The sequence below is a fragment of the Paenibacillus oryzae genome (assembly GCF_001675045.1).
In the GTDB taxonomy this organism is placed as follows: domain Bacteria; phylum Bacillota; class Bacilli; order Paenibacillales; family Paenibacillaceae; genus Pristimantibacillus; species Pristimantibacillus oryzae.
In genome coordinates, this window is sequence record NZ_LYPA01000065.1 from 270572 (window position 1) to 293297 (window position 22726).

The 22726-nt window shown below is 41.4% G+C and carries 18 protein-coding genes; 15 read left to right on the forward strand and 3 right to left on the reverse strand.

What is annotated here, in order from left to right; all coding sequences use genetic code 11:
- Positions 1-138 precede the first annotated feature (138 nt).
- The gene (locus tag A7K91_RS17120) at positions 139-2385 is read right to left on the reverse strand and encodes an O-antigen ligase family protein (RefSeq protein WP_068684894.1); all 2247 of its coding nucleotides are present in this window, start codon (positions 2383-2385) and stop codon (positions 139-141) included.
- Between the two features lie 404 nt (positions 2386-2789).
- On the opposite strand from A7K91_RS17120, the gene A7K91_RS17125 reads away from it, so the two are divergent.
- The 11 genes from A7K91_RS17125 to A7K91_RS17175 all read left to right on the forward strand — a co-directional run bounded on the left by A7K91_RS17125 (position 2790) and on the right by A7K91_RS17175 (position 17350).
- Positions 2790-3770 carry an acyltransferase family protein gene (locus A7K91_RS17125; RefSeq protein WP_068684896.1) on the forward strand — a complete coding sequence of 327 codons (981 nt, stop codon included), beginning with the start codon at positions 2790-2792 and terminating at the stop codon, positions 3768-3770.
- 278 nt (positions 3771-4048) lie between these two features.
- Entirely contained in the window at positions 4049-4813 is a 765-nt protein-coding gene (locus A7K91_RS17130) for an ABC transporter permease (protein WP_169833424.1), read from the forward strand.
- Between the two features lie 16 nt (positions 4814-4829).
- A complete protein-coding gene (locus A7K91_RS17135) occupies positions 4830-6083 on the forward strand; it encodes an ABC transporter ATP-binding protein (protein WP_068684900.1) in 1254 nt (417 codons plus the stop codon).
- The gene (locus A7K91_RS17140) at positions 6083-7294 is read left to right on the forward strand and encodes a class I SAM-dependent methyltransferase (RefSeq protein ID WP_068684901.1); all 1212 of its coding nucleotides are present in this window, start codon (positions 6083-6085) and stop codon (positions 7292-7294) included. The genes A7K91_RS17135 and A7K91_RS17140 overlap by 1 nt, the downstream gene beginning before the upstream one ends.
- A gap of 22 nt (positions 7295-7316) precedes the next feature.
- Positions 7317-11063 (forward strand): glycosyltransferase, encoded by a 3747-nt coding sequence (locus A7K91_RS17145; protein WP_068684903.1) that lies wholly within the window; start codon positions 7317-7319, stop codon positions 11061-11063.
- Between the two features lie 258 nt (positions 11064-11321).
- Entirely contained in the window at positions 11322-12281 is a 960-nt protein-coding gene (locus A7K91_RS17150; RefSeq protein WP_068684905.1) for a glycosyltransferase family 2 protein, read from the forward strand.
- Positions 12282-12398: 117 nt separating this feature from the next.
- Positions 12399-13805 carry an undecaprenyl-phosphate glucose phosphotransferase gene (locus A7K91_RS17155; RefSeq protein ID WP_068684907.1) on the forward strand — a complete coding sequence of 469 codons (1407 nt, stop codon included), beginning with the start codon at positions 12399-12401 and terminating at the stop codon, positions 13803-13805.
- On the forward strand, positions 13795-14988 hold the full coding sequence (locus A7K91_RS17160) for a glycosyltransferase family 2 protein (RefSeq protein ID WP_082967525.1): 1194 nt from the start codon (positions 13795-13797) through the stop codon (positions 14986-14988). Before A7K91_RS17155 ends, A7K91_RS17160 begins: the two co-directional genes overlap by 11 nt.
- 239 nt (positions 14989-15227) lie before the next feature.
- Positions 15228-16676 (forward strand): cardiolipin synthase, encoded by a 1449-nt coding sequence (gene cls, locus A7K91_RS17165; RefSeq protein ID WP_281198645.1) that lies wholly within the window; start codon positions 15228-15230, stop codon positions 16674-16676.
- A 136-nt stretch (positions 16677-16812) separates the two neighbouring features.
- Positions 16813-17163: a hypothetical protein gene (locus A7K91_RS17170; protein WP_068684909.1), complete on the forward strand. Its 351-nt coding sequence runs from the start codon at positions 16813-16815 to the stop codon at positions 17161-17163.
- A gap of 1 nt (position 17164) precedes the next feature.
- Positions 17165-17350, forward strand: a complete 186-nt coding sequence (locus A7K91_RS17175; RefSeq protein ID WP_068684911.1) for an H-type small acid-soluble spore protein — start codon at positions 17165-17167, stop codon at positions 17348-17350.
- A gap of 101 nt (positions 17351-17451) precedes the next feature.
- On the opposite strand, the gene A7K91_RS17180 is transcribed toward A7K91_RS17175, so the two are convergent.
- Positions 17452-17763 carry a dehydrogenase gene (locus tag A7K91_RS17180; protein WP_068684913.1) on the reverse strand — a complete coding sequence of 104 codons (312 nt, stop codon included), beginning with the start codon at positions 17761-17763 and terminating at the stop codon, positions 17452-17454.
- 81 nt (positions 17764-17844) lie between these two features.
- On the reverse strand, positions 17845-18297 hold the full coding sequence (locus tag A7K91_RS17185; RefSeq protein WP_068684915.1) for a cupredoxin domain-containing protein: 453 nt from the start codon (positions 18295-18297) through the stop codon (positions 17845-17847).
- 217 nt (positions 18298-18514) lie between these two features.
- On the opposite strand from A7K91_RS17185, the gene A7K91_RS17195 reads away from it, so the two are divergent.
- The 4 genes from A7K91_RS17195 to A7K91_RS17210 are packed head-to-tail and all read left to right on the forward strand — an operon-like array spanning position 18515 to position 22663.
- Complete coding sequence (locus A7K91_RS17195) at positions 18515-19123, forward strand: DedA family protein (protein ID WP_068684919.1); 609 nt, start codon at positions 18515-18517, stop codon at positions 19121-19123.
- A 51-nt stretch (positions 19124-19174) separates the two neighbouring features.
- Positions 19175-19741 carry a thioredoxin family protein gene (locus tag A7K91_RS17200; protein ID WP_068684921.1) on the forward strand — a complete coding sequence of 189 codons (567 nt, stop codon included), beginning with the start codon at positions 19175-19177 and terminating at the stop codon, positions 19739-19741.
- A gap of 1 nt (position 19742) precedes the next feature.
- Entirely contained in the window at positions 19743-20387 is a 645-nt protein-coding gene (locus tag A7K91_RS17205; RefSeq protein WP_068684923.1) for an MBL fold metallo-hydrolase, read from the forward strand.
- Positions 20388-20425: 38 nt separating this feature from the next.
- Positions 20426-22663 carry a Tex family protein gene (locus tag A7K91_RS17210; RefSeq protein ID WP_068685229.1) on the forward strand — a complete coding sequence of 746 codons (2238 nt, stop codon included), beginning with the start codon at positions 20426-20428 and terminating at the stop codon, positions 22661-22663.
- Positions 22664-22726: the final 63 nt, after the last annotated feature.

Below are 22726 nucleotides of genomic sequence, written 5' to 3' on the forward strand. Positions count from 1 at the left end.
CCTTCCGGCCGCCTTAAATGGTACTGCAGACTTCCTACCAGAGGTTGTTCAAAGGGGCCGCAGTAAACCAAAAGCAGCCTATTGAACATGCACTAACACTATTTATTCTTGAAAGCTATGGAATATGCCAAAATAAGGTCAGTCAAGCGAACCCAAAATTGCGTTCATCGTTTCTGTAAACGCAAAATTCCGGCCTTGCTGTTGCTCTGGAGGAAGAGTCGCAAGCAGATCGATGCGTCGTTGAATCTCGGTGCTTATGTCGCGCATGCGAGTCGTATAAGCAGCAGCCTTCTCCGTATCCTGCCCATCGACTGCTGTCACGCGGGCCTGATTATAGCTTTTCATTGCCGCTTCGTAGAAGGTGATATCCCAAGGGAATTTGATCAAGGCCTCATCTGCCAGGAGCAATTGCTGCTCCATGTCGCCTTTGAGCTGAAGCAGTGTCATTTTGTATACAAAATAGCCCTTGCTATAGGGTTCGTGCTTTGAGACCTGGTCAAGCGTTTCACCTGCAAGCGTCAAATAACCGGTGTCTTGACTTTGTTCATAGCCTTGCAGCAGCCAGCCAGCTTTTGTTACGGAATAAGCGGATTGCTTAGGTGCAAGCGAAATGGCCTTATCCAGGCTGTCAATTAACTCTTGAAAGCTGCTCTGCTGCAATACGGCTTTTTCGCGAGTGTCGTTGTAAATCAAAAGTGCGCGATTTTGCTGAATAGTTGTAAAAAGCATGACAATAGCGGCCACAGCCAAAACGGAAGGGATAATGCTATTCTGCCAAGCTTTGAAGGAGAAGCCGTCCAATCGCGGAATAACAAGCTTGCTGCTAAATGGAGCAAGCATGCAGCCGAGCGATACAAACAATAGAGAAGCAATATAGACATAGCTCATATCAAAATCTATTGCGCTATGAATAAGCAAAGAAAGCGAAATAATAAAGAAAACAAGATGGCTTCCTCTTAGATCCGGATGACGAATGTACGATCGAATGTAAAGGAAATAAATATAGGCCAGCAGTCCAAGCAGAGTGAGCAAACCTAGCCATCCCGTCTCCACCAGCACTTGCACAAAAAAGCTATGCGCCTGCCGGCTTTGGTAAGGGTTGTTTTGGTATTGCTCATAAATCGCTTGCCAGGCTCCGCCTCCAGCACCCAGGACCGGATAGTCGCTTGCTGCTTTAACGCCGTCCTTGTAGAAGGTTATCCGTTCAAGCACGCTGTGCTGTTGAAAATTAATATTGGCAAGACGCTCTGCCAACTGATCCGGTAGAAGGCTTCTGACGGCCGGAATACCTAGCAGCAAGGCTGCTGCCGCAACGCCGACTACAACAAGTGCAGCAGGCATCATAATTGCCGAGAGCTTCCGCTGCGCCAATTTTTGAAGCTTGGCTTCTATCCATTCATCCAGCTTGGCTTGGTAAAGCCAAACTGCAGCCAGCGTAATGATGGAGGCAAGCAGCGTTAACCCCCAGCTTTGCAGCGGAAGCGCCGAAAATAAGGAAATCGTGCTTGGCGCCTTCTCAGCGGTCGGCTGAACGATTGCAGCTATGCTGGCTGTATTGGATGAAATTTTGCCAAGAACAATCATAGTCGCTCCAATTGAAACAGCCATATAGAACATATAGGCTATTTGTCTGGACAACCGCAGGAATGGCAGCAGCAGCAGCACAACGACTGGAATAACCACAATAGCGCCCCGGGAATACGTCAGCATAAAAGATAACCAGATAGGGACAAGCAATGCTGCGGATGCAAGACGTATGTATGCTTTAGAACCGTGTGCGGCGTAATAGACGGCCGCTAGAAAGAGGGCAATCAAATAACCCGCGTATGTATTGGAATATTGGAAGACGGATGTTAACCGATAGCCGTCATGCGCCAGCCAGAGTGCATCCTGCTTATACATTTGGCCAAACAAATAGAATAAGCCTAGCAAAACAATAATAGCGCCTGAGGCCATAATGCCGCCTTCGATAACGGCTCTAGTGCCATTCCATTGCGCCGAATAAAGGCCTGCAAGGAAAAGAGCGCATAACGCGGCATAAATTAACGTCATGTATGTGGCATAATAGCCTGAAACGGCTTGCCAGGAGGATATCCAATAGACTAATGGCAATAAAAATACAGCTATCGACAAAATGCCGATATGGCTATTCAACTTCCATTTGCGTACCAGATAGATTGCAGTTGCTAGAAGCAGAAATAGGACATAAATCAAACCGCTGTTAATCGTTTTTTCAAACCCAACCTCATAACCGTTGAACATCCCTCGGTCATAGGGGAAAATCACAAAAAAAAGGGCAACGGCAAACGCTCCGATCCACCAAAAAACCGGAATATCAGAATATCCCCCGCGTTTGCCTGCTGCATATTGCTTTTTAGCTGCCATTGTGCACGTACTCCTTATTCTCTAGTTTCTATTGATTTCTAGTGTTGTTCCTTTATGTATTTTAGCATTTGGGGGAGGGGAAAGCTAATGTGGAAATTAAAAATAAAACAAAGAACTAATAGGATAATTGAAAATAACAGTAAGTTATTTGTATACTATTATCTTGGGAGGGAAAGAAGATTACAGATAGTATTGGTACTTCAATCGTTTCAAGTTAATTCAGTTCACTATATTACATAAATAATCTGCGGAGTGGGGAGACTAGAGCAGTGCCATGTGGACAACTACGAAAGCATATGAATTCTCAAGTTTATATTAACGCTGCAAAGCTTAATCTTTATTAACTCATACTCTATTAAACGAAAATGTATGTAAGTGCTACTACTTTCTGGGAGTGTTTTATTTTGAAAAGATATGAATCAATACAAATACTAAGAGGACTTGCTGCATTAAGTGTATTATTATATCACTTTGCGATTTATTCTGAGCGTATAGGGATGAGCTCGAAATTCTCTTTTTTTTCTAATTCATTTTTTAGTTATGGTGCTTTATTGTTTTTTGTTATTTCTGGATTTGTAATGGCAATGTTAATTGATAATTGTCAACCTAATTTCTTACTCAATAGGTTTTTAAGAATTTATCCATCATATTGGCTTGCAATTGTGTTGTGTATTTTTATTAAGGTCTTGGTGTTTGAGGGTGTGGCAGAAAAAAATTTGTTGCAAGCAATGACATTGCTTCCTTGGGGTGAAATCCAGTATCCTCTTGGAATAGAGTGGACACTTGTGTTTGAGGTTTTTTTCTACATGCTTTGTGCAATATTTGCAAATAAATTTTTTAAAAAATACTTTATTTATTTCCTTATCTTATGGGGAATTGCAATTATCGTTTCAAATGTCCAAACCAACTTATTGACACAAGTATATTTAATGCCATTTTCAAAATATAACCTCTTTTTTATATCCGGCTGCCTATCATTTTATATTCATAGGAGAATTAATTTCGCTCCTAGAACCAGTCTAGTTTTAATTATAGTATGTTCAACTATTACTCTTCTTGTTCATTTATATGTCTATGATAATAATTTAAAATACCCGTTACTAGCTATACTGTTTTCAATAGCTGTTTTATTTAGCACCAAAATTAAACTGAAAAAAAATAATAAACTTTTAATTAAACTTGGTGACTACTCATATGGAATATACTTGTCTCATGTTGTTGTTGCAACAACTTTGATGGCATATCTTCAACTAATAGTTGGAGACGAATTATCTGTTCCGTTGTTGTTAGTTATATTGACCCTTACCTTAGTATGTTGTTGGTATTATGGAAAGATAGATTTGTTCTTATACAAGAGTCTGAGAAAAATACCTTTTAAAAAATAAACGCATTATATAAATAAAGTTAAAGGAGGATAAAGTTGCTGAGTTTCTTGGCCAACACCAAGGACCGATTTTATATGACTAAAAGGTAGTACAAAGTTTTCTTATATAAAGAGTTAATTTATTGCTTTAGAACGAAGGGGACATATGCAATTGAATTGTGGTATTCTTATTCATATTAGATGAATTTACATAAAAACAAGACAGAGGGTAATTGTCTCTGGATGGAGTATTTGCCTCTTGTTTATTAAACAAGAGAGAGATTGTTAGGAGTGGGGATATTGCAACTATTTAAAGATTTACTCAAAAATGATATAAAAAACAGATATACAGGATCTATACTAGGATTAGCGTGGTCAATAATCCACCCACTAAGTAGTTTATTAATATATTATTTTGTATTTTCTGTGATATTAAAAATGAAAATTGGTAATGAATATGCAGATGTTAGTTTTACATTTTGGTTAATGGCGGGTATACTACCATGGTTTCTTTTTTCTGAGGCTTTAAGTCGTTCAACTAATATTGTACTAGACAATTCAAGTATTATTAAGAAGATGGTTTTTCCTGCTCAAATACTACCTTTTGTTATGTTCTCCTCTGCACTAATAAACCATCTTATAACTGTTATCTTATTTATAATTGGGCTTTACACGTTTAATCCTTCAGCTGTAAACATGAATCTTTTATTATTTCCCGTGTATTTAGTTCCGTTGTTTTTACTGACTACGGGTTTGTCCATGATAACAGCATCGCTAAATGTATTTTTAAGAGATATCGGACAATTTATTGGAATATTAATAAATGTGTGGTTTTATATGACCCCAATTATATATCCAATATCAGCAGTTCCAGAAGAATTTAGAGAAGTTCTAGTTTGGAACCCGATGTATTCTATAATAGAAGGGTACAGAATGCTGTTTTTTAAGGCAGAGTTAGTTGATATTAATAGTCTATTATATACTAGCTTGATCTCAGTGATTTTATTTGCATTAGGATATGCATTGTTTTCAAAATTGAAAAAATCGTTTGCGGATGTTTTGTGAAATTGGAGGTACGCATATGAAGGAAATAATTAAAGTTTCTAATCTAACAAAGATATATAAGATGTACCCTAAACCTAGTAATAGGTTGCAGGAAATAATGTTGTTTAACAAAGTTAAATTACATAAAGTTCATGCAGCTCTTAATAATATCAGTTTTAGTGTGACCAAAAATCAAACATTGGGTATTATTGGGGAGAATGGAAGTGGAAAGAGTACCTTACTCAAGATAATTGCAGGGACTTTAAAACCCTCATCTGGTGAAGTCGTTATAAATGGTAGAATATCATCACTTTTAGAGCTAGGAGCTGGCTTTAATCCAGAATTGACAGGAAAAGAGAATGTCTTTTTACATGGTTCAGTTATGGGAATATCAAATAAAGATATGGAATCAAAGTACAATGACATTATTGATTTTGCTGATATTGGGGATTTTATAGATCAACCTGTAAAAACATACTCCAGTGGAATGTTTGTGCGACTGGCTTTTTCGTGCGCTATTCATGTTGATCCCGATATTATGATAATTGATGAAGCTCTTTCAGTGGGTGATATTTATTTCCAACAAAAATCTATGAAGAAAATACGAGAACTGAAAGAAGCTGGTAAGGCGATTTTATTTGTTTCGCATGATCTACAATCTGTTATGACACTATGCGATACAGTAGTATGGCTTGAACGCGGGATTATTGTGGATATAGGTAACCCTATGAAAGTAGCAAAAGCATATCAAATGAGACAACATAAAAAAAGAGATACTCAAATTGAAAGTGTAGTTAAAAGTGAAAATGTTTATCAAATAGGAATTCCAAATATTGATAGTAGGTTTGGAAATGGAATGGCTGAAATAATTGGGATTGAGGCACTCGTGGATGATAAGCCTGTAAGTACTATTGTATCTGGTGAGCGGGTCGATATACATTTAGTTGTAAAGATTAAGGACTATTTACATTCACCTATGGTTGGAATAACAGTAAGGGATAGACTAAGTAATATTGTGTTTGCTATAAATACCAATCAAGAGGATGTTTTCTTGCAAGAACTAGAAGGTGATTCATTAATTAGAGTTTTCCTTAGCTTTAATTGGCCTTTTTTGCAACCAGAAAATTATAGTATAAGTCCAGCGATAGCTAACGGAACTCAAGATAGTCATGAGATGTGTGATTGGATCGAAAACGCCATTATTATTAAATCAATTTCAGAAAAAAATATTATTGGATTGATGGGTATTAGTGATTTGAATATTCAATATAAAATAGAGGGTGGTAACTAATGTTTGAGCGATTTTATCCAAATAAACGTGATATATCGTACTATGAACATAATCATAGATATCATCTAGCCTCTTCGTTTGCTAAAGATAAAAGAATACTTGATATTGCATGTGGAGAGGGCTATGGTACTCATTTTCTCTCTCAATTTGCTTCTGAAATAATCGGGGTAGATGTAGATTCACAGACGATTAAAACTGCTCAAGGTAAATATCTTAATCCTAACCTAGAGTATAAAGTTGATGACATAAACAAGTTAAGCTTTGACGAGGGATATTTTGATATAGTTGTATGTTTTGAAACAATTGAGCATGTTCCTGATCCATTTACAGCTCTTAACAACCTTAAACGAGTATTAAAAAAAGATGGTGTGTTAATTATATCAACACCTAACAAAGCAGTTTATTCAGATGAAAAGCAATTTAATAATCCGCATCATATTTATGAATTTTATTTTACAGATTTTCAAGAGAGTTTGGAGAAGTGTTTTCCTAAAATTGAAATATATGGACAAAGAGTTGTTAGGGGTTCCTATGTTTGGGAACTTAATAGACTTGACTCTAATATAAATAACATGAATAATGGAATACTATTGCCGATGTATTATATCGCGGTATGCAGTGAAGAAATTATCGAACGACAAATAAAAAGCTCATTCTATTGTGACGAATTTGTTGACTTTGAAATCGACCAGGCAAAGCAAATAATTGCCCAAAAAGATGTTGAGCTTATGGAAGCCCAACGGCATAGCGCTAATAAAGATGATGAGATCTATAGTGCCAAAAAAGTAATCGATGATAAAGAGATTGAAATTGATAAGGCCAGAAATAATATTAATAGTTTGGTTAGCAATGTGAATACCCTAGAAAATGAAATTAATAAATTAGTGGAATGGAATAATACTTTAAAAAAAGAGATTCAAGTATCACAAAATGCTCTTCGAGAAAAAATATTTGAGATAGATAAGTTGAAGAGTGTGATTGACGACTATGCTGAGCAAATAGATGCCGCCCGCAACAATAATCAATTGAAAGATTTAGAAATTGAGAATGCTCGTGTAGTTATTGAGATGAAAAATACTGAATTAGGCAACGCCAAAAATGTAATTTCTGATTTGTGGCAACAGATTGAATCTGCTAAAGCAGTTATTGATGATAAAGAAAGAGAATTAAGTAAAGCACGAAATATTATAACTGAAAACCAGAAACTTTAAAATGAAATATGGAGGTATGGTTTTGACAAGTAAATTTAACTTTCATATTGATAAGATAATTGCATTCGATTGTGGAAGAACAGCCAAAGTGGTGATGATAGAGGGCTGGTATTATTATAAACAAAGCAAGGGCGATAATATTACAATTCAATATAATGAAAATGATATATTTGAAATCAACAGTTTTATTAATAGAATTGATGTTAGAGAACACATTGGAGAAGAAGATGCTTTGAAAAGTGGTTTTAGTGTTTGTTTACTATTACCGTCAAATCAAGGTTATATCAGCTTAGTAGATAAAATTAATAAACAATTTCTGATGAATATTGATATAAGAACAATTGAGTATTCATTTGAGAATGTGTTTGAATTTTTTGTGGAAGATGTATATATAGATTATGCTCATTCGAACAGAGGAAAAAAAAGAGTTGCAATTGAGGGATGGGCCTTCTCCAAAATAAATAATATTTCTAGTTGTAAATTAATTGTGAGAAAGGAAAAAATGAGTCAAGTCATTAACCATGGTGAAGCAAGGGAAGATGTGCATGATGTACATTGTAATTATCCCGACTCACTGACTTCAGGTTTTGTCGGGGAGGTATTAATAAAAAGGGATAAGGGAACTTTATCTTTAATTATCCAGATAAACGGGGTGGATTTCCCGCTAGTAAACTACAATGTAGAGGAGCTTCCTAAGAAAAATAAAGTAGAGCAAGAACATGTAACAACAAGGCTTAAAAGTTATTATTATTTTGTTAATAAAATCATGAAAAAAGCATGGTTTATTTATAGTAAGAAACATAAATATAGGTTATCACTATCAGAGCTAATTATGTATAGTCATAAAGCTAAAGCCTATTTTATGAATGAGATGAATAAAACAATAAGACATGCAAGTAGTGGATTTCAAAAGAATGATCCTTATGCAGTATGGATTCAAAATAATAGCCTGTCTAAAAAGTTAACAAAACTTTTAATTGAAGAACAAAGAAATTTTACATATAGACCTTTAATTAGTATAGTGATGCCTGTTTATAATGTAAAGGTTGAATGGTTGGAAAAAGCTATTTTATCTATTGAAAATCAAATATACGATAACTGGGAACTTTGTATTGCTGATGACTGCTCAACAATGAATGAAACAATAGATTACTTAAAACAATATCAAGAAAGTAATAAAGTTAAGATTCATTTTAGAAATATAAATGGAAATATTTCTGAGGCTTCTAATACTGCCGCTTCATTAGCATCAGGTGAATTTATTCTATTGATGGATAATGATGATGAATTGGCGCCAAATGCGCTTTTCGAAATGGTCTCATTACTTCAAGAAAATAGGAATATCGATATTTTTTACTCAGATGATGATAAAATTGATGAAAATGGAGTGAGGTATGCTCCGCAATTTAAACCTGATTGGTCACCAGAATTGCTGCTGACCTATATGTATATTAGCCATTTATTTTGTTTTCGTAGGGAGTTATTTAATCAGATTGGTGGATTTAGGATTGGATTTGAAGGTACACAAGATTATGACTTAGCACTGCGTATTACAGAGCTTACAGATAGAATTGTTCATATTCCTAAAATATTATATCACTGGAGGGCCATAGAAGGTTCAACTGCATTAAATGCAAATGCCAAGCCTGAGGCATTCCAAAGGGCCGAACGAGCAATCGATCAAGCGTTACAGCGACGTGGAGTGAATGGGAAGGCTTATTGGCCAGACTTTGCTAAGAAGGGTGCTCTTGGTATGTTTGCACTTCAATTTCCTGATGTGGGCCCCAATGTTACTATAATTATTCCAACAAAAAATCAATATAAAATTTTAAAGAGATGTATTGACTCCCTGGAATTAACAACGTACAAAGACTATGAAGTTTTGATTATAGATAACGAGTCAGATGAATTAGAGACGATTGAGTATTTAAGTACACTTTCTCATCGTGTGTTGAAAATATCAAATGAAAATAATAAATTTTCATATGCTCGTATTAATAATGAAGCAGTTAAACAAGTCAGCACTAAGTATATATTATTTTTAAATAATGATACTGAAGTAATTAATCCTGATTGGTTATCTAGAATGATGGGATACCAGTTGTTACATGGGGTCGGGGCTGTTGGAGCTAGATTATTGTATCCTGATAAGCGAGTCCAACATGCTGGAGTAGTCATTGGTTATCACGATGGCCTGGCGGGACATGCTTTTAAATTGACAGGGGACTGGGACCTTGGTTATTTGGGATATTCGAGATCAGCAAGAAACTATTCCGCTGTTACCGCAGCCTGTCTACTTACAAGCAAAGAAGATTTTATGTCAGTTGGAGGATTTAATGAACAAGAGTTTGCTGTGGCGTATAATGATGTAGATTATTGTTTAAACCTTATTAATGAGGGAAAAAGGATTGTATATGTCCCCGATGCATTATTGTATCATCATGAAAGCTTGAGTAGAGGTAATGTTGATAATCCACAAGAAATATTAAATTTCAAAGAAAAATATAAGTATTATAAAGATCCGTACTATAATATTAATCTTTCTTTAAAAAATGAGAATTTCCAATTTGACACATCTTCTACCTTGAAATACGATAATATTTTACCTAAGGTGAAATTATTAATGGCATGCTTTAATTTAAATTTCGAAGGTGCGCCAACAATGCAGTTCCAATTGGTTAAAGGACTTATAGAGAGAGAAAATGTTGAAATCGAAATATTTTGTCCACAAGATGGCCCTTTAAGAAATAGCTATGAACAACTGGGAATAAAAATTCATATTTTTGAACATCCAATCAAACATGTATACACAATAAAAGAATATGAGACATCAATGGATAAATTCTCCGAATGGATTTTGGAGAATAATTACGATGTTGTGTATGCAAATACATTACAGACCTTTTATGTAATTGAAGCTGCAAGGAAAGCTGGCATACCATCGATCTGGAATATACATGAAAGTGCAGATTTGGTTTCATATTTTGATTTTTTGCCAGCACAAATTAATGAAATAGCTAGTAGGACCATAGCCTATCCTTATCGAAATGTATTTGTTTCAAACGCAACTGCGGATTTATTTGAAAAGTATAATATTAACGATTCTTTTGATATTGTGCATAATGGGCTTATGTTAGAGGAAATTGAAAACTATTGCCATAAAGTTACAAAGGAAGAGGCTAGAAAAAATCTCAATATAAGTGATGATGAAGTGGTTTTTTTAATTGTTGGAACGGTATGCGAAAGAAAAGGTCAAATAGATTTTGTAAAAGCGGCAAATCAGGTTATGAATACTAATACCATAAGAACTAATACAAAATTCATCATAGTTGGTGGAAGGTCTTCACCGTATCAAGAAGAAGTAATGAAACAAATTAATAATGGAGGCTTCTCAGACCGTATTCATATGGTAATGGAAACAAGTCAGGTAGGGAAGTATTATAGAGCAGCGGACATATTTGTTTGTTGCTCGTACAATGAATCCTACCCTATGGTTATTTTGGAGGCCATGGCGTACGGACTCCCTATAATTACCACAAGTGTATTTGGTATTAAAGAACAGGTGAGTTCAGATATTAACGCTTTTGTTTTTAAAGAAGGAGATATTAATAGTTTAGCCTCGAGAATGGAGATTATGATTAAAGATCCCGCAATAAGAAGACGAATGGCTTATAATTCCCAACTAGTTTTAAGAGGACTCGAAAGTTACGATGATATGGTACTGAAGTATGAAAGAATTATTTTGGATGCTGGACAAGTAGGGATATAAAAAATAGTAATAAAGCCTCAGCCTAATTATCATTACTTGATAAAAATGTTGTGAATAGTCCATGCTAATAACGTAGAGGGAATATTATGAATTCTGGCAGGCAGTAGATTCTTGCCGACTGCTAACCATAACAGATTCGCTGATAAGGACAACGCTAAAACTAAAAGGTTTTGCCCATGGCAGGAAGCACTTCAACATTATCTTAATCATAGAATAGACTGACTCGTTATGTCAGTCTTTTTTGAATAGGAGCGAAAAATGTCCACAATATGTGTATGCATCGTAACTTTTAACAGTAGTGCTGATATAGCCGATTGTTTGGCTGCAGTAGGTCGGCAGAGTATACCAATCCAATCAATTATTATTGTCGATAATGCCTCTACTGATCAAACGATTGAAGTTGTGAAGGCTTGCAAAGCTACTAGTCTGATTCCGATCATCCTCATTGAGAATCAGATTAATAACGGATTTGCAGGCGGGCAAAATCAGGCGATAGGAGAAACAAACAGCGATTATGTGCTGGTATTAAATCCGGATGTTCGTTTGCAAGTAGACTATATAGAACGCTTGATTCATACATTGGAGATAAATGAGTGTGCGGGTAGTGCTACCGGGCAACTTGTGTTCTCTCACCACCCAGGAATGATTGACAGTACGGGTTTAATCATGAATTTTTTGAGAATAGCTCATGATCGTGGGGCAGGTGAACCAGTTGATAATTGGGGGGAAACGGGAGAAGTTTTTGGCGTATCAGGCGCAGCTTCCCTATATTCACGGAAATTGATTTCTGATATATCCATTGACGGGGAATTTTTTGATGAACAGTTTTTTGCATATAAAGAAGATGTGGATGTAGCTTGGCGTGCTCATCGGCTTGGCTGGAAAGCATATTATAATCCAGAAGCAAAAGCTATGCATGCAAGAGGGTGGAAAAAAGGAAGCAGAGGAGAGATTCCTTTATTTGTACGACAACATTCATATATGAATCGTTTCTTTACATTGATAAAAAACGAGTCTTTTGGGATTCATCTAGTGTTAAGAGTGCCAGCTATTTTTTTCTATGAAATCTTAAAAATAGGTTATATTCTCTTGCGAGAGCCTGAGTTGCTAAAATGTATGCCTGTTTTCTGGGGGAGAATACCTAACATGATGTTTAAACGTACTTTAATACAGAAACAGGCTAAGTCTCGGAATGAAAAGAAGGCGCTCCAAAGCTGACGTACTTAAATGAATTTTTGTATGTGTGATAAACATTAAAATCAACCCCACGCCTACAATAAATTTGGTATTATATTGGTAGAGTCGAATTTTGAAAGATAGTAGGTGTACATAAGGATGCTTCGACATAATCAGCGGTTTTTGACGCAACTTTATATATTGGCGGATTTGTTCTGCACGCTCGTCGTATTTCTGGCTGCTTATTGGCTGAAATTCGAGAGCGATCTGCTTGATAGTGTCAAATCCGTTCCCTTTTCGACCTACCTTCTATGGGGGACAATTTACTCATTCGCTACAGTGTTGATTGGCTTCTATTTGCGATTCTATTCACCGAAACGAAGAAGCAACTTTTCCTTTGACGTCTTGAAAATTTTACAAATTCAATCCACTAGCTTTTTAGGGCTGTTGAGCTTGCTTTATTTTAGCAATGAATCAAACATCTCCAGAGAGTTTTTGCTAATCTTTTTTATTCTTAATATTATTTTTATTGGTCTTTATCGGTTTATTGTCAAAAATGTTCTATCTTCACTCCGCCGCAAAGGCTACAACAAACGCTTTGTTCTAATTCTTGGGGCAGGCTCTGTAGGACGCAGCTTTTACCGAAACCTGATGAACCGGCCCGAATTGGGGTACGAAGCTTTGGGGTTTTTGGATGACTTTCATGATGAGCATCCTCTGGAATACAGGCATATGCGGCCGATAATCGGCAAGCTGGATGATTTGCAAACCATTTTGAAAAATCATCCCATCGACGAAGTCATTATGGCGCTGCCGCTCGAGGCGCATTCCAAATATGGTCAAATCATTGACGCATGCGAAAAAGCTGGCGTCAAAACGTTGATTATTCCCGACTTTTTCGACTTGCTGCCAGCGAGGCCGCTGCTGGACAATTTTGCGGGTATTCCGCTAATCAATGTCCGCGATGTTCCATTAGATGAGCTGAGTAACCGTATTTTAAAGCGATGGTTTGATATTTTATTTTCCCTTATTGCTATAGTACTGACGTCTCCCGTTATGCTGGCAGTAACGATCGGCATTAAGCTGACTTCGCCAGGGCCTGTTTTGTTCAAGCAGGAGCGTGTTGGCTACAACCGCAAAACGTTCCACATGCTCAAGTTTCGCTCCATGCATGTGTCGTCGGGGAAGCAGTCGGATACACAATGGACTGTGGAAAATGATCCACGGCGCACGCGTTTTGGCGCCTTTATAAGAAAAACTAGTCTGGATGAGCTTCCCCAATTTTTCAATGTTTTGCTGGGGCATATGAGCGTGGTTGGTCCGCGTCCCGAAAGGCCATTTTTTGTAGAGCAGTTCCGTGATGAAATCCCGAAATATATGATTAAGCATCAGATCAGGCCTGGTATAACAGGCTGGGCACAGGCCAACGGACTTCGAGGCGATACGTCTATTCAGGAGCGTATACAACATGATTTATTTTATATCGAGAACTGGACTTTTATTTTCGACTTGAAAATTATCGGCAAGACCATTGTGAAAGGCTTGATGAACAAAAATGCCTACTGATGGTAAGGATGATGTAAAAACAATAGATTGTGTGGATGGAATTTATGAAAAAAACGGAATCAATTATGAATCTGGAATAGATGCCGAGAATGGTATAGATGTTCTGATTGGAGCGGATGCTCCACAGGTGTCTGTTATTATTCCGACATTAAATGCCGGGCCGAATTTTGAAGAATTGCTGCAAAGGCTGCAGGAGCAAAGCTGTCCGCCACATGAAATTATCGTCATTGATTCGGAATCGACGGACGAAACGCCGCAAATCGCAAAAGCTATGGGAGCGCGCGTATTGGAGGTCAAGCGTAGTCAGTTTGACCACGGGGGTACCCGTAATCGGGCTGCTGAAGCTGCTAAAGGGCAAATTCTGATGTTTATGACCCAGGATGCAATGCCGGGAAATGAACATCTGATCAAGGAGCTTATTGCTCCATTGTTGTTTGGCCCTAACATTTCTGCTACAGCGCCTGATAAATTATTTGTTAACGTTGAAAATAAGCTCGAGGCTGATATATTGGATAAAGCAAATGGGCAGACGTCAACAACTGTTGCTATGTCATACGCCAGACAGCTTCCTTATCCTGATGCAACTCCAATCGAAAAACTGGCCCGGGAAAGCAGCTACCCACAAACCCCGAGGATTCAGTCTTTCGAGGATGTAGAGAAGCTGGGGCTTAAAGCTTTTTTATGCTCCAATGTATGTTCAGCCATAACGAAGGAAATGTTTTTGAAAATGGGCAAGTTTCAGGAGCCGGTTATTTTTAATGAAGATTTGTTTATGTCGGCCAAGCTTATTTTGAGCGGATATAGGATTGCGTATTGCCCGGAGGCCAAAGTCATCCATTCCCACAACTATTCCATCAAGCAGCAGTTCAAACGTTTTTTCGATAATGGGTTATCGCTTTCACTCAATCCCATGATAAGACCTTATCGCTCCGTTGGAGGGGCCGGTTCTCGTATGGTGCTGGATCAAATGAAGGGACTTTGGCGGCAAAATAAAGCTTTTCATATTCCACGTTTAATTGCAGAATCCGGGGCGAAATGGCTGGGCTTCAAGCTGGGAAATTACCACCACAGGCTTCCGAACGGGCTTGTCAAACGATTTAGCATGCATCAAGGAATCTGGCAGCACATTTCAAGCATTAGCGGGCAGACGGAACAGGCAAAGTCAAAGGCTTTGGATCAATAGCTTTTTTTTGAACTTTTTGAATTTTTTGAACCGGTATCTTGGAATACATGATTCATTTGGAATTCCCTTCCCATAACACATTGAACAGCCTTCATAATGGAGGCTGTTTTTTTGCATATTGCGCCAGTCAATCGCCGACACTAGGTTAATGCAGACAGTAGCCGCCGTAAGGGGAAATTTCAATGTTTGGGGTGGGAGGGAAGCCGTACATGGTTTGCTGGGGCATAATAATGACAATTATGATATTTGTGCTTTATGCGGCGCAGTTTGCTGTGCTTTTAATGCTGGAGCATAGAAGACAAGCACATCTTACGGCGTGGGCATTAGTGATTTTACTCCTCCCGTTTATTGGGTTTGTTGCTTATTGGATTATAGGAAGAAGACCCGCCCCTTATCGTCAACAGACGAAATATCCTTCAACCAGTCCAAATGAATCAGAGCGGCATTTTTCAACAAATCAGAAATCGGCTGAAAACCAAACTGTTTGTTCGGCTATTCACTCCAGTGCTGAATCCTTCGGCGATATGAAGGAGCGTTTTCCAAAATTAATGGCTTTAATTGCGAACAGCCCCGATTTTTTATTAACGAACGGCAATCAAACCCGGGTATTAACGAACGGCGAAGAAACCTACGATGTCATGCTGAAGGAAATGAGCAAAGCGAAGCATCATATTCATCTCGATTATTACACCATTCGAGGTGATGCGACGGGGCAACTATTTTTAGCTCTTTTGACGGAAAAAGCAAAACGTGGGGTTGAAGTTAAAATAATTTACGATGGTGTCGGTACGTTAAAGCTGGGTAGTGTATTTTTGGAAAAGCTTCATGCTTCAGGCTGTCGCACAGCTTGCTTTGCACCGCCGTTCCGTTCGCTTCTTAATCGTCGCTTGAACTTTCGCAATCACCGAAAAATTCTCATAATTGATGGCGTTACTGGTTTTTTGGGGGGCATTAATATCGGAGATGAATATGTTGGGCATGACCCTAAGCTAGGATTTTGGCGGGATACTCACCTTATGGTGAAAGGCGACTCCGTTGGAGAGCTTCAACATCTTTTTATGGAGGACTGGGAGGCCGCAGCCGGAGAAGCGATGGATCGGCAATGCAGTAACTATTTCCCGGGACATAGTGCGACAGGGGATGAAAAAGTACTGATTGTGTCAAGCGTTCCAAGCGTCCAAGAACAGAAAATTGTCGAAGTATTGCACTCCGTTTTGATGGCTGCCCAAAGCGGTATTTTAGCATCGACGCCTTATTTTATACCTGATCCCATCATTGCTGCTGCATTGGCAATGGCAGCTAGAAGCGGGATAGAGGTTAAGCTGATATTGCCAGGCGTGAGCGATTCCAAGCTTGTGTTGCTAGCTACGTTATCGCATGTTCAGGATATGCTGGACGCCGGTGTGCGGATTTATCGCTACCGCAAAGGTTTCATCCATGCCAAGGTGCTTATCGTAGATGACTCCATTGCATCCGTGGGTTCCGCAAATCTTGATTTAAGAAGTCTTTACAGTAATTACGAGCTGCTTGCCTTTTTATTTGATCCTAAGCCAATCAACAAGCTTCGAAAAGACTTTGAAGACGATCTGAAGCTATGCGAAGCGATTGATCCTGAAAGGTTTGTCCGTCGTTCCCGCAAGCAAAAGGTGGCGGAGGGGATTATGCATATTTTGTCGCCCCTGCTGTAGCTAAATGAATGTTTTAATCGCAATGGGGGCATATTTTGCAAAAGCCTCTCCGTCTCCATAAACATGCCTCGATGCGAGGAATGAAGGGATGGGGAGAACTGTAAGGCTGATCTTCTGAAAAGGAGGCAATATAAAAATGTCGAATGAGAAAAAAACATCAAAAAATAGCAGCATCCCTGCACCTTCAAGCTCGCTTGAATGGGGGCAGCATCCCATCAGCGAGGAGCAGCTTGCTGTACTTGGCGACAGGGTAAGTAGGCCGGATGTGCTTACTCAGGAAACAATAAGGGGGCTCCAGCCGGGAGTTTCGGGACAACCCTTGCCCGGAATGGTGGATCTGAGGCACGAAGGACGTGAGCAATACGATATGGACATCGATCGTATGGTTAATGAGGGGCTCGGCGGGGGAACGGTTACTCTTCACAACGGCTTGATTGATGAAACAACAACGGACACGATGACGGAGCTTAGTGAACAGGAGGATTAACATGAACATAGAGCGTGCAAAGGAAATTTACGAATCCAGCGATACGTATGCGGTTCAATTGGAGAACGATTCCGTATGGATTGAGAACGTCGACGAAGCCAATGGGATGGCTACGGTCACTGTGGGAAACAATCCCGTAAACACCAAGACGGTTTCGGTGGACAGGCTCAAGGAGATAAAGAAGTAGATGCAGAAAAGTGTGACTGACAAAATCACTTAATGCAATGCATAGGCGCAGCCGTGAGAAATGGTCGGCTGCGCCTCCTGGTTTTATAGCTGTCGAAAACCTTATCCCCCATACGCATCCCGGAACGCCTCGCAAAGCTTAAGCCTATCCACTCCCCATAGCTCGGCAAGCTCCGCGCTGACCTGTTCGTCCCACCAGTCGCATTGAGCTTTTTTATTGCTGCGGTTTTCATAAATCCACTGCAGCTTCAGCATCACTTTTTTGACGTACAATTTTTCGGCCTGGTCCATTTTATCTGAAGAAATCCATACTTTAAGTCGCTTGGCGGTGCGATAAAGCTCGTTGCTGCAGGAGCGGCGGATTTTTCGAGCGGAGGGATAGCTGGAAGCATGCTTGGCGTCAGGCAGTTTCATAAAATAACCGCCTCCTTTCCTACCTCATCGTATGCAGAGGGAAAGAGGGCGGTTACCTATTCATAGCCGCTAAACCACAAGCTACTGAACCACAATATACCCCACCATCGGGCCGCTGTTTTGCATGTCCGTATGTGTCATGCAGTGGATCGGAAAAATCCCTTTTTTGTCGGGCGTAAAGGTTATAGTAGTTACTTTGCCGTTTTGCACTTCTCCGGATATGCCAAAATCCTCGATGACAAAGGGATGCGTGTCGCCGCTTGTGCCATGAATTTTGAGCTGAGTAAGCTCGCCCTTGTTGACGACGATAGTTCCTGGCGCCCACAAATAGACCTCTGTCACCTTGCCATCCGCAGCCTCCGATTTGAACTCCCCGGTAACCAGCTCGAAGACGCGAGGCTCATTGGCTTGTCCGGCAACCTCCTGACTGCCCCCTCCGCGCCAGCTTAAAAAAACGATACAAACCGCAATGAGGGCAACAACAGCAATTGCAAGCTGGATTTGCTTTTTTTTAATTACAAAAACTTTGGACATGATTGCCACCTCTTTAGCAATAGGATTTAGAAACAGCATATGCGCCGACTTGTCCAAGCATGCCAAGCTGGAAGAGGATCTCGCGGATATGGTAAAATGCAGAAGCAAGGCTTTATACAAGCTGAACAATAGAGCTTTAGTTGAACAAGAGGATTTTAGCAGTGTGTACCGGCATGTAAAAAGCTAATCGGATTGAAAAAAATGGCGGAGGTTGGGAATGGAAAGCTGGATAACGGATTTTATGGAGCAGTATGGCTACTTTGGCATTTTAATGATGATTGCATTGGAGAATCTGTTCCCTCCGATTCCGTCCGAAGTCATTTTGACCTTTGGCGGATTTATGACGACGAATACCAACTTGACGCCTCTTGGCGTTGTGACGGTTGCAACGCTTGGTTCGCTTCTTGGCGCGGTTGTTCTCTACTACATCGGGCGAATGCTTGGAGTAGAGCGCCTGGAAAAGCTCATTGACCGGTGGGGCCGTCTGCTTCGAGTTAAAAAAGAGGATGTTCGCAAGGCGGACAAATGGTTCGACACATATGGGTATTGGGCCGTCTTTTTATGCCGGATGGTTCCCATCGTCAGAAGCCTGATTTCAATTCCTGCCGGCATGTCCAATATGAAGCTTGTTCCGTTTCTGCTGTTTACAACACTCGGTACATTGATCTGGAATACTCTGCTTGTGTATATCGGGTCGGCAGTTGGAGATAATTGGCATTCCATCGTCGAATTTATGGACCTTTATTCCAATGTTGTTTTGGTAATCGGCATCCTTGTAGCGGTTGTGGTGCTTGTCCTCTATATTCGCAGGGCGCGCAAGTTTTGAGTATAATAGGAGTGTCAGTTCAAAAAGTACGGATATCATGGAGGGATACATATGGCTAAAAGTGTAGCAAATGTACTAGGCAAAGGAATCAGTCCGCAGCAATTTCTGGACGGCATGAACAAAAACAAGGAGCAGTTCGTGGCGTGGATGGAGGCCTTCCAATGGCCGACGGCTGAAGACCGCGAATATTTCGAATCGCTTAACAATCGCGATGATTTACGCTGCCTGATTTTAATGGCGGAATGGTGCGGCGATGTTGTGCGTAACGTACCTGCTGTATTTGGAGCGCTGGAGGTTAGCGGTATTCCTACCGAGGTGCTGATCATGGAAGAGCATCTCGATACGATGGACGAGTTTTTGACCATGGGAGGACGCTCGATTCCGGTTGTTATTTTTGCGGATACAGGCGGGGCAGTGCTTGGAACCTGGGGGCCAAGACCTGCTCACGTGCAGGAGCCGATGATTGCGTTCAAGAGGGATAACCCTGACCGCGAAGCGGCGGATTACCAGGATAATCTGGCAAAGACTCGCCAGGAAATAATGGCTCGTTACGGCGAAGGTCCGGGGTATCAGGCTTTTATCGTGCAAGAGCTTCGCAAGCTGCTGGAGTCCTTTTAAGGTGAGCGGCGCTGAATTGAAGGTCGAAACGTTTACACTGGGACCCTTGCAGACAAATGCTTATTTATTATCGGTTCAGGATGGCGACACGGAGCGGGCCGTCATTATAGATCCCGGCATGAATCCGGCCCGGCTGCTGACGAGAATAGCTGGAATGAAGGTAGAGGCCATTTTGCTTACGCATGCCCATTTTGATCATATGGGAGGTGTAGACGAGACTCGGAAGGCGGCTGGCTGCCCCGTATACATTCATGACCTGGAGAGCGACTGGCTGACAGACCCCAGGAAAAACGGCTCCATGCGCTGGCAGGATGTAACGCCTCCGCTCTCCACCGATGAAGCCGAATATAGTCTAGCAGATGGTCAACGTCTGGAATTGCTGGGTTTGACCTTTAAAGTAATGCATACGCCAGGGCATTCGCCGGGGAGCGTCAGCTTCCTGCACGGCAACCATCTTTTTTCCGGGGATGTATTATTTAAGCTGTCCGTGGGACGTACGGATCTGCCGGGCGGACGCGAAGTAGACCTGTACAACAGCATCCGCAGCAAGCTGTATGCGCTGCCTCCCGAAACGATTGTTTATCCCGGGCATGGCGGACGTACAACCATCGGGTTTGAGATGGCCAACAATCCATATACAGGTTAACGAATAAAGGATGGTGCAATAGCGTGGCAGATGCAAAAATGCAGATTCCGGTAACGGAGCACGAAGAAGGAAATGCCGGCGCCAAGTTGAGCGAGGAGCAGAAAAAGGCCGAAAATAAAATCATTATAGCTGCGATAGCATCGGCTCTTTCCATACCGGTCAAAAAGGTGGATGCAGCAGTTTCTTTGCTGGATGAAGGCAATACGATTCCGTTTATCGCCCGTTACCGTAAGGAAATGACTGGAGAGCTGGATGAAAATGAGCTGAGATCGGTTGAGGAAAAGCTGCAATATATGCGAAATTTGGAGGAGCGCAAGCGCGAGGTGCTGCGGCTGATCGACGAGCAGGGCAAATTGACGGAGGAGCTGCGCTCCGGTATCACCGCCGCTGTTAAGCTGCAAGAGGTGGAGGATTTGTACCGCCCCTACAGGCAAAAGCGCAAAACCCGCGCAAGCGTGGCCAAGGAACGCGGCCTCGAGCCTCTTGCGACCTGGCTCTGGTCTCAGCCTCGCCAGGGCGAGCCTCTATCGGAAGCAAGCAAGTACATAGACGAAAGTAAAGGCGTAACAACACCTGAGGAGGCGCTGCAAGGAGCAATGGACATCATTGCGGAGATGATTGCGGACGATGCCGCTGTTCGTTCCTGGGTGCGCAAATTTACGTTTGACCAATCCTTGCTTCGTACGGAAGCGCGTAATGCGGAGGCCGAGTCCGTTTATGAAATGTATTACAGCTATCAGGAGCCGGTGAAAAAGCTGCCTCCGCATCGGATTCTTGCCATCAATCGCGGGGAGCGCGAAGAAGTGCTGCGGGTAACGTTTGAAACGCCGACCGAGCGAATTCATGAATACATTGGAAGAAGATTCCTCAAAAATGGAACATCGGCTCCAATTCGCGAGGTATTGGTTAGCGTCATTGAAGACGCCTACAAGCGGCTGATCGCTCCTTCGATTGAAAGGGAGGTGCGGGGTGAGCTAACCGCCAAATCCGAGGAGCATGCCATTTCTATTTTTTCCGTCAATTTGCGCAATCTGCTGCTTCAGCCTCCAGTGCTAGGCCAAGTTGTGCTGGGCGTCGATCCGGCATTCAGAACGGGATGCAAGCTTGCTGTTGTTGACGATACGGGCAAGCTGCTGGAGGTTGCGGTATCCTATCCGACGCCGCCAAACAATAAGGTAGCGGAGGCCGAAAAGCTTATCAACGGTCTGATAGACAAATACGGAGTCAGCCTCATCGTAATTGGCAACGGCACGGCCTCGCGGGAAACGGAGCAGTTTATCGCGGGATTGATCGGAAGGCGTAGAGCATCAGCTGGGAAAGAGCTGAAATATATCATCGTGAATGAAGCTGGGGCCAGCGTATACTCGGCCTCCAAGCTGGCGCAGGAGGAGTTTCCGGCCCTTGATGTCGCGGAGCGCAGCGCGGTGTCGATTGCACGCAGGCTGCAGGACCCGCTTGCCGAGCTGGTCAAAATCGAACCCAAGGCGATTGGCGTTGGCCAATACCAGCATGATGTCAGTCAAAAGCGGCTGGACGAAAGCCTTGGCGGCGTCGTAGAATCGGCTGTCAACCATGTTGGTGTAGACGTGAATACCGCTTCGGCATCCTTGCTGTCTTATGTTGCAGGGGTTAATGCTACCATTGCCAAAAATATTGTTAAATACCGCGAAGAAAACGGTCGTTTTCTTAAGCGGACGGCGCTGCAGAAGGTGCCTCGTCTTGGCGCCAAATCCTACGAGCAATGCATTGGCTTCCTGCGCATTCCGGATGCGGCCAATCCGCTTGACCGTACGCCGATCCATCCGGAGTCATACCAGGTGGTGGACGCCTTGTTTAAGGAGCTTAACCTATCGCTGAAGGACATTGGCAGCGAGGCCGCCCGTACGGCTCTCCAGAGCGCCGAGGTGCCGGCTTTGGCAGCCAGGCTGGAGGTTGGCGAACCAACGCTGCGGGATATTATTGACAGCCTGCTGCGTCCGGGGCGCGACCCGCGCGAGGAACTGCCGCCGCCTATTTTTCATACGGATGTGCTTCAGATTGAAGATTTGACGCCTGGCATGGAGCTGCACGGCACCGTTCGGAACGTCATCGATTTTGGCGCTTTTGTAGATATCGGCATCAAAAATGACGGGCTTGTGCATATTTCGCAGCTTAGCGACCGTTTTGTGAAACATCCAATGGATGTAGTGTCCGTTGGCGATAACGTAACGGTGTGGGTGCTCAGCGTGGATATCAAAAAGGCGCGCGTCGGGCTGACGATGCGCAAGCCGGATTAGCCCGCAGAAAGTTAGTTCATAAAAGTTAGTTAATTGACAATATTCCGCTACCCTCTTATACTG

Coding starts and splice junctions, on each gene's coding strand:
- A7K91_RS17200 (WP_068684921.1), top strand. CDS start 19,175: ATGGCTAAAAGTGTAGCAAATGTACTAGGCAAAGGAATCAGTCCGCAG.
- A7K91_RS17160 (WP_082967525.1), top strand. CDS start 13,795: ATGCCTACTGATGGTAAGGATGATGTAAAAACAATAGATTGTGTGGAT.
- A7K91_RS17170 (WP_068684909.1), top strand. CDS start 16,813: ATGTCGAATGAGAAAAAAACATCAAAAAATAGCAGCATCCCTGCACCT.
- A7K91_RS17135 (WP_068684900.1), top strand. CDS start 4,830: ATGAAGGAAATAATTAAAGTTTCTAATCTAACAAAGATATATAAGATG.
- A7K91_RS17150 (WP_068684905.1), top strand. CDS start 11,322: ATGTCCACAATATGTGTATGCATCGTAACTTTTAACAGTAGTGCTGAT.
- cls (WP_281198645.1), top strand. CDS start 15,228: ATGATATTTGTGCTTTATGCGGCGCAGTTTGCTGTGCTTTTAATGCTG.
- A7K91_RS17180 (WP_068684913.1), bottom strand. CDS start 17,763: ATGAAACTGCCTGACGCCAAGCATGCTTCCAGCTATCCCTCCGCTCGA.
- A7K91_RS17140 (WP_068684901.1), top strand. CDS start 6,083: ATGTTTGAGCGATTTTATCCAAATAAACGTGATATATCGTACTATGAA.
- A7K91_RS17155 (WP_068684907.1), top strand. CDS start 12,399: ATGCTTCGACATAATCAGCGGTTTTTGACGCAACTTTATATATTGGCG.
- A7K91_RS17195 (WP_068684919.1), top strand. CDS start 18,515: ATGGAAAGCTGGATAACGGATTTTATGGAGCAGTATGGCTACTTTGGC.
- A7K91_RS17175 (WP_068684911.1), top strand. CDS start 17,165: ATGAACATAGAGCGTGCAAAGGAAATTTACGAATCCAGCGATACGTAT.
- A7K91_RS17210 (WP_068685229.1), top strand. CDS start 20,426: ATGCAGATTCCGGTAACGGAGCACGAAGAAGGAAATGCCGGCGCCAAG.
- A7K91_RS17185 (WP_068684915.1), bottom strand. CDS start 18,297: ATGTCCAAAGTTTTTGTAATTAAAAAAAAGCAAATCCAGCTTGCAATT.
- A7K91_RS17120 (WP_068684894.1), bottom strand. CDS start 2,385: ATGGCAGCTAAAAAGCAATATGCAGCAGGCAAACGCGGGGGATATTCT.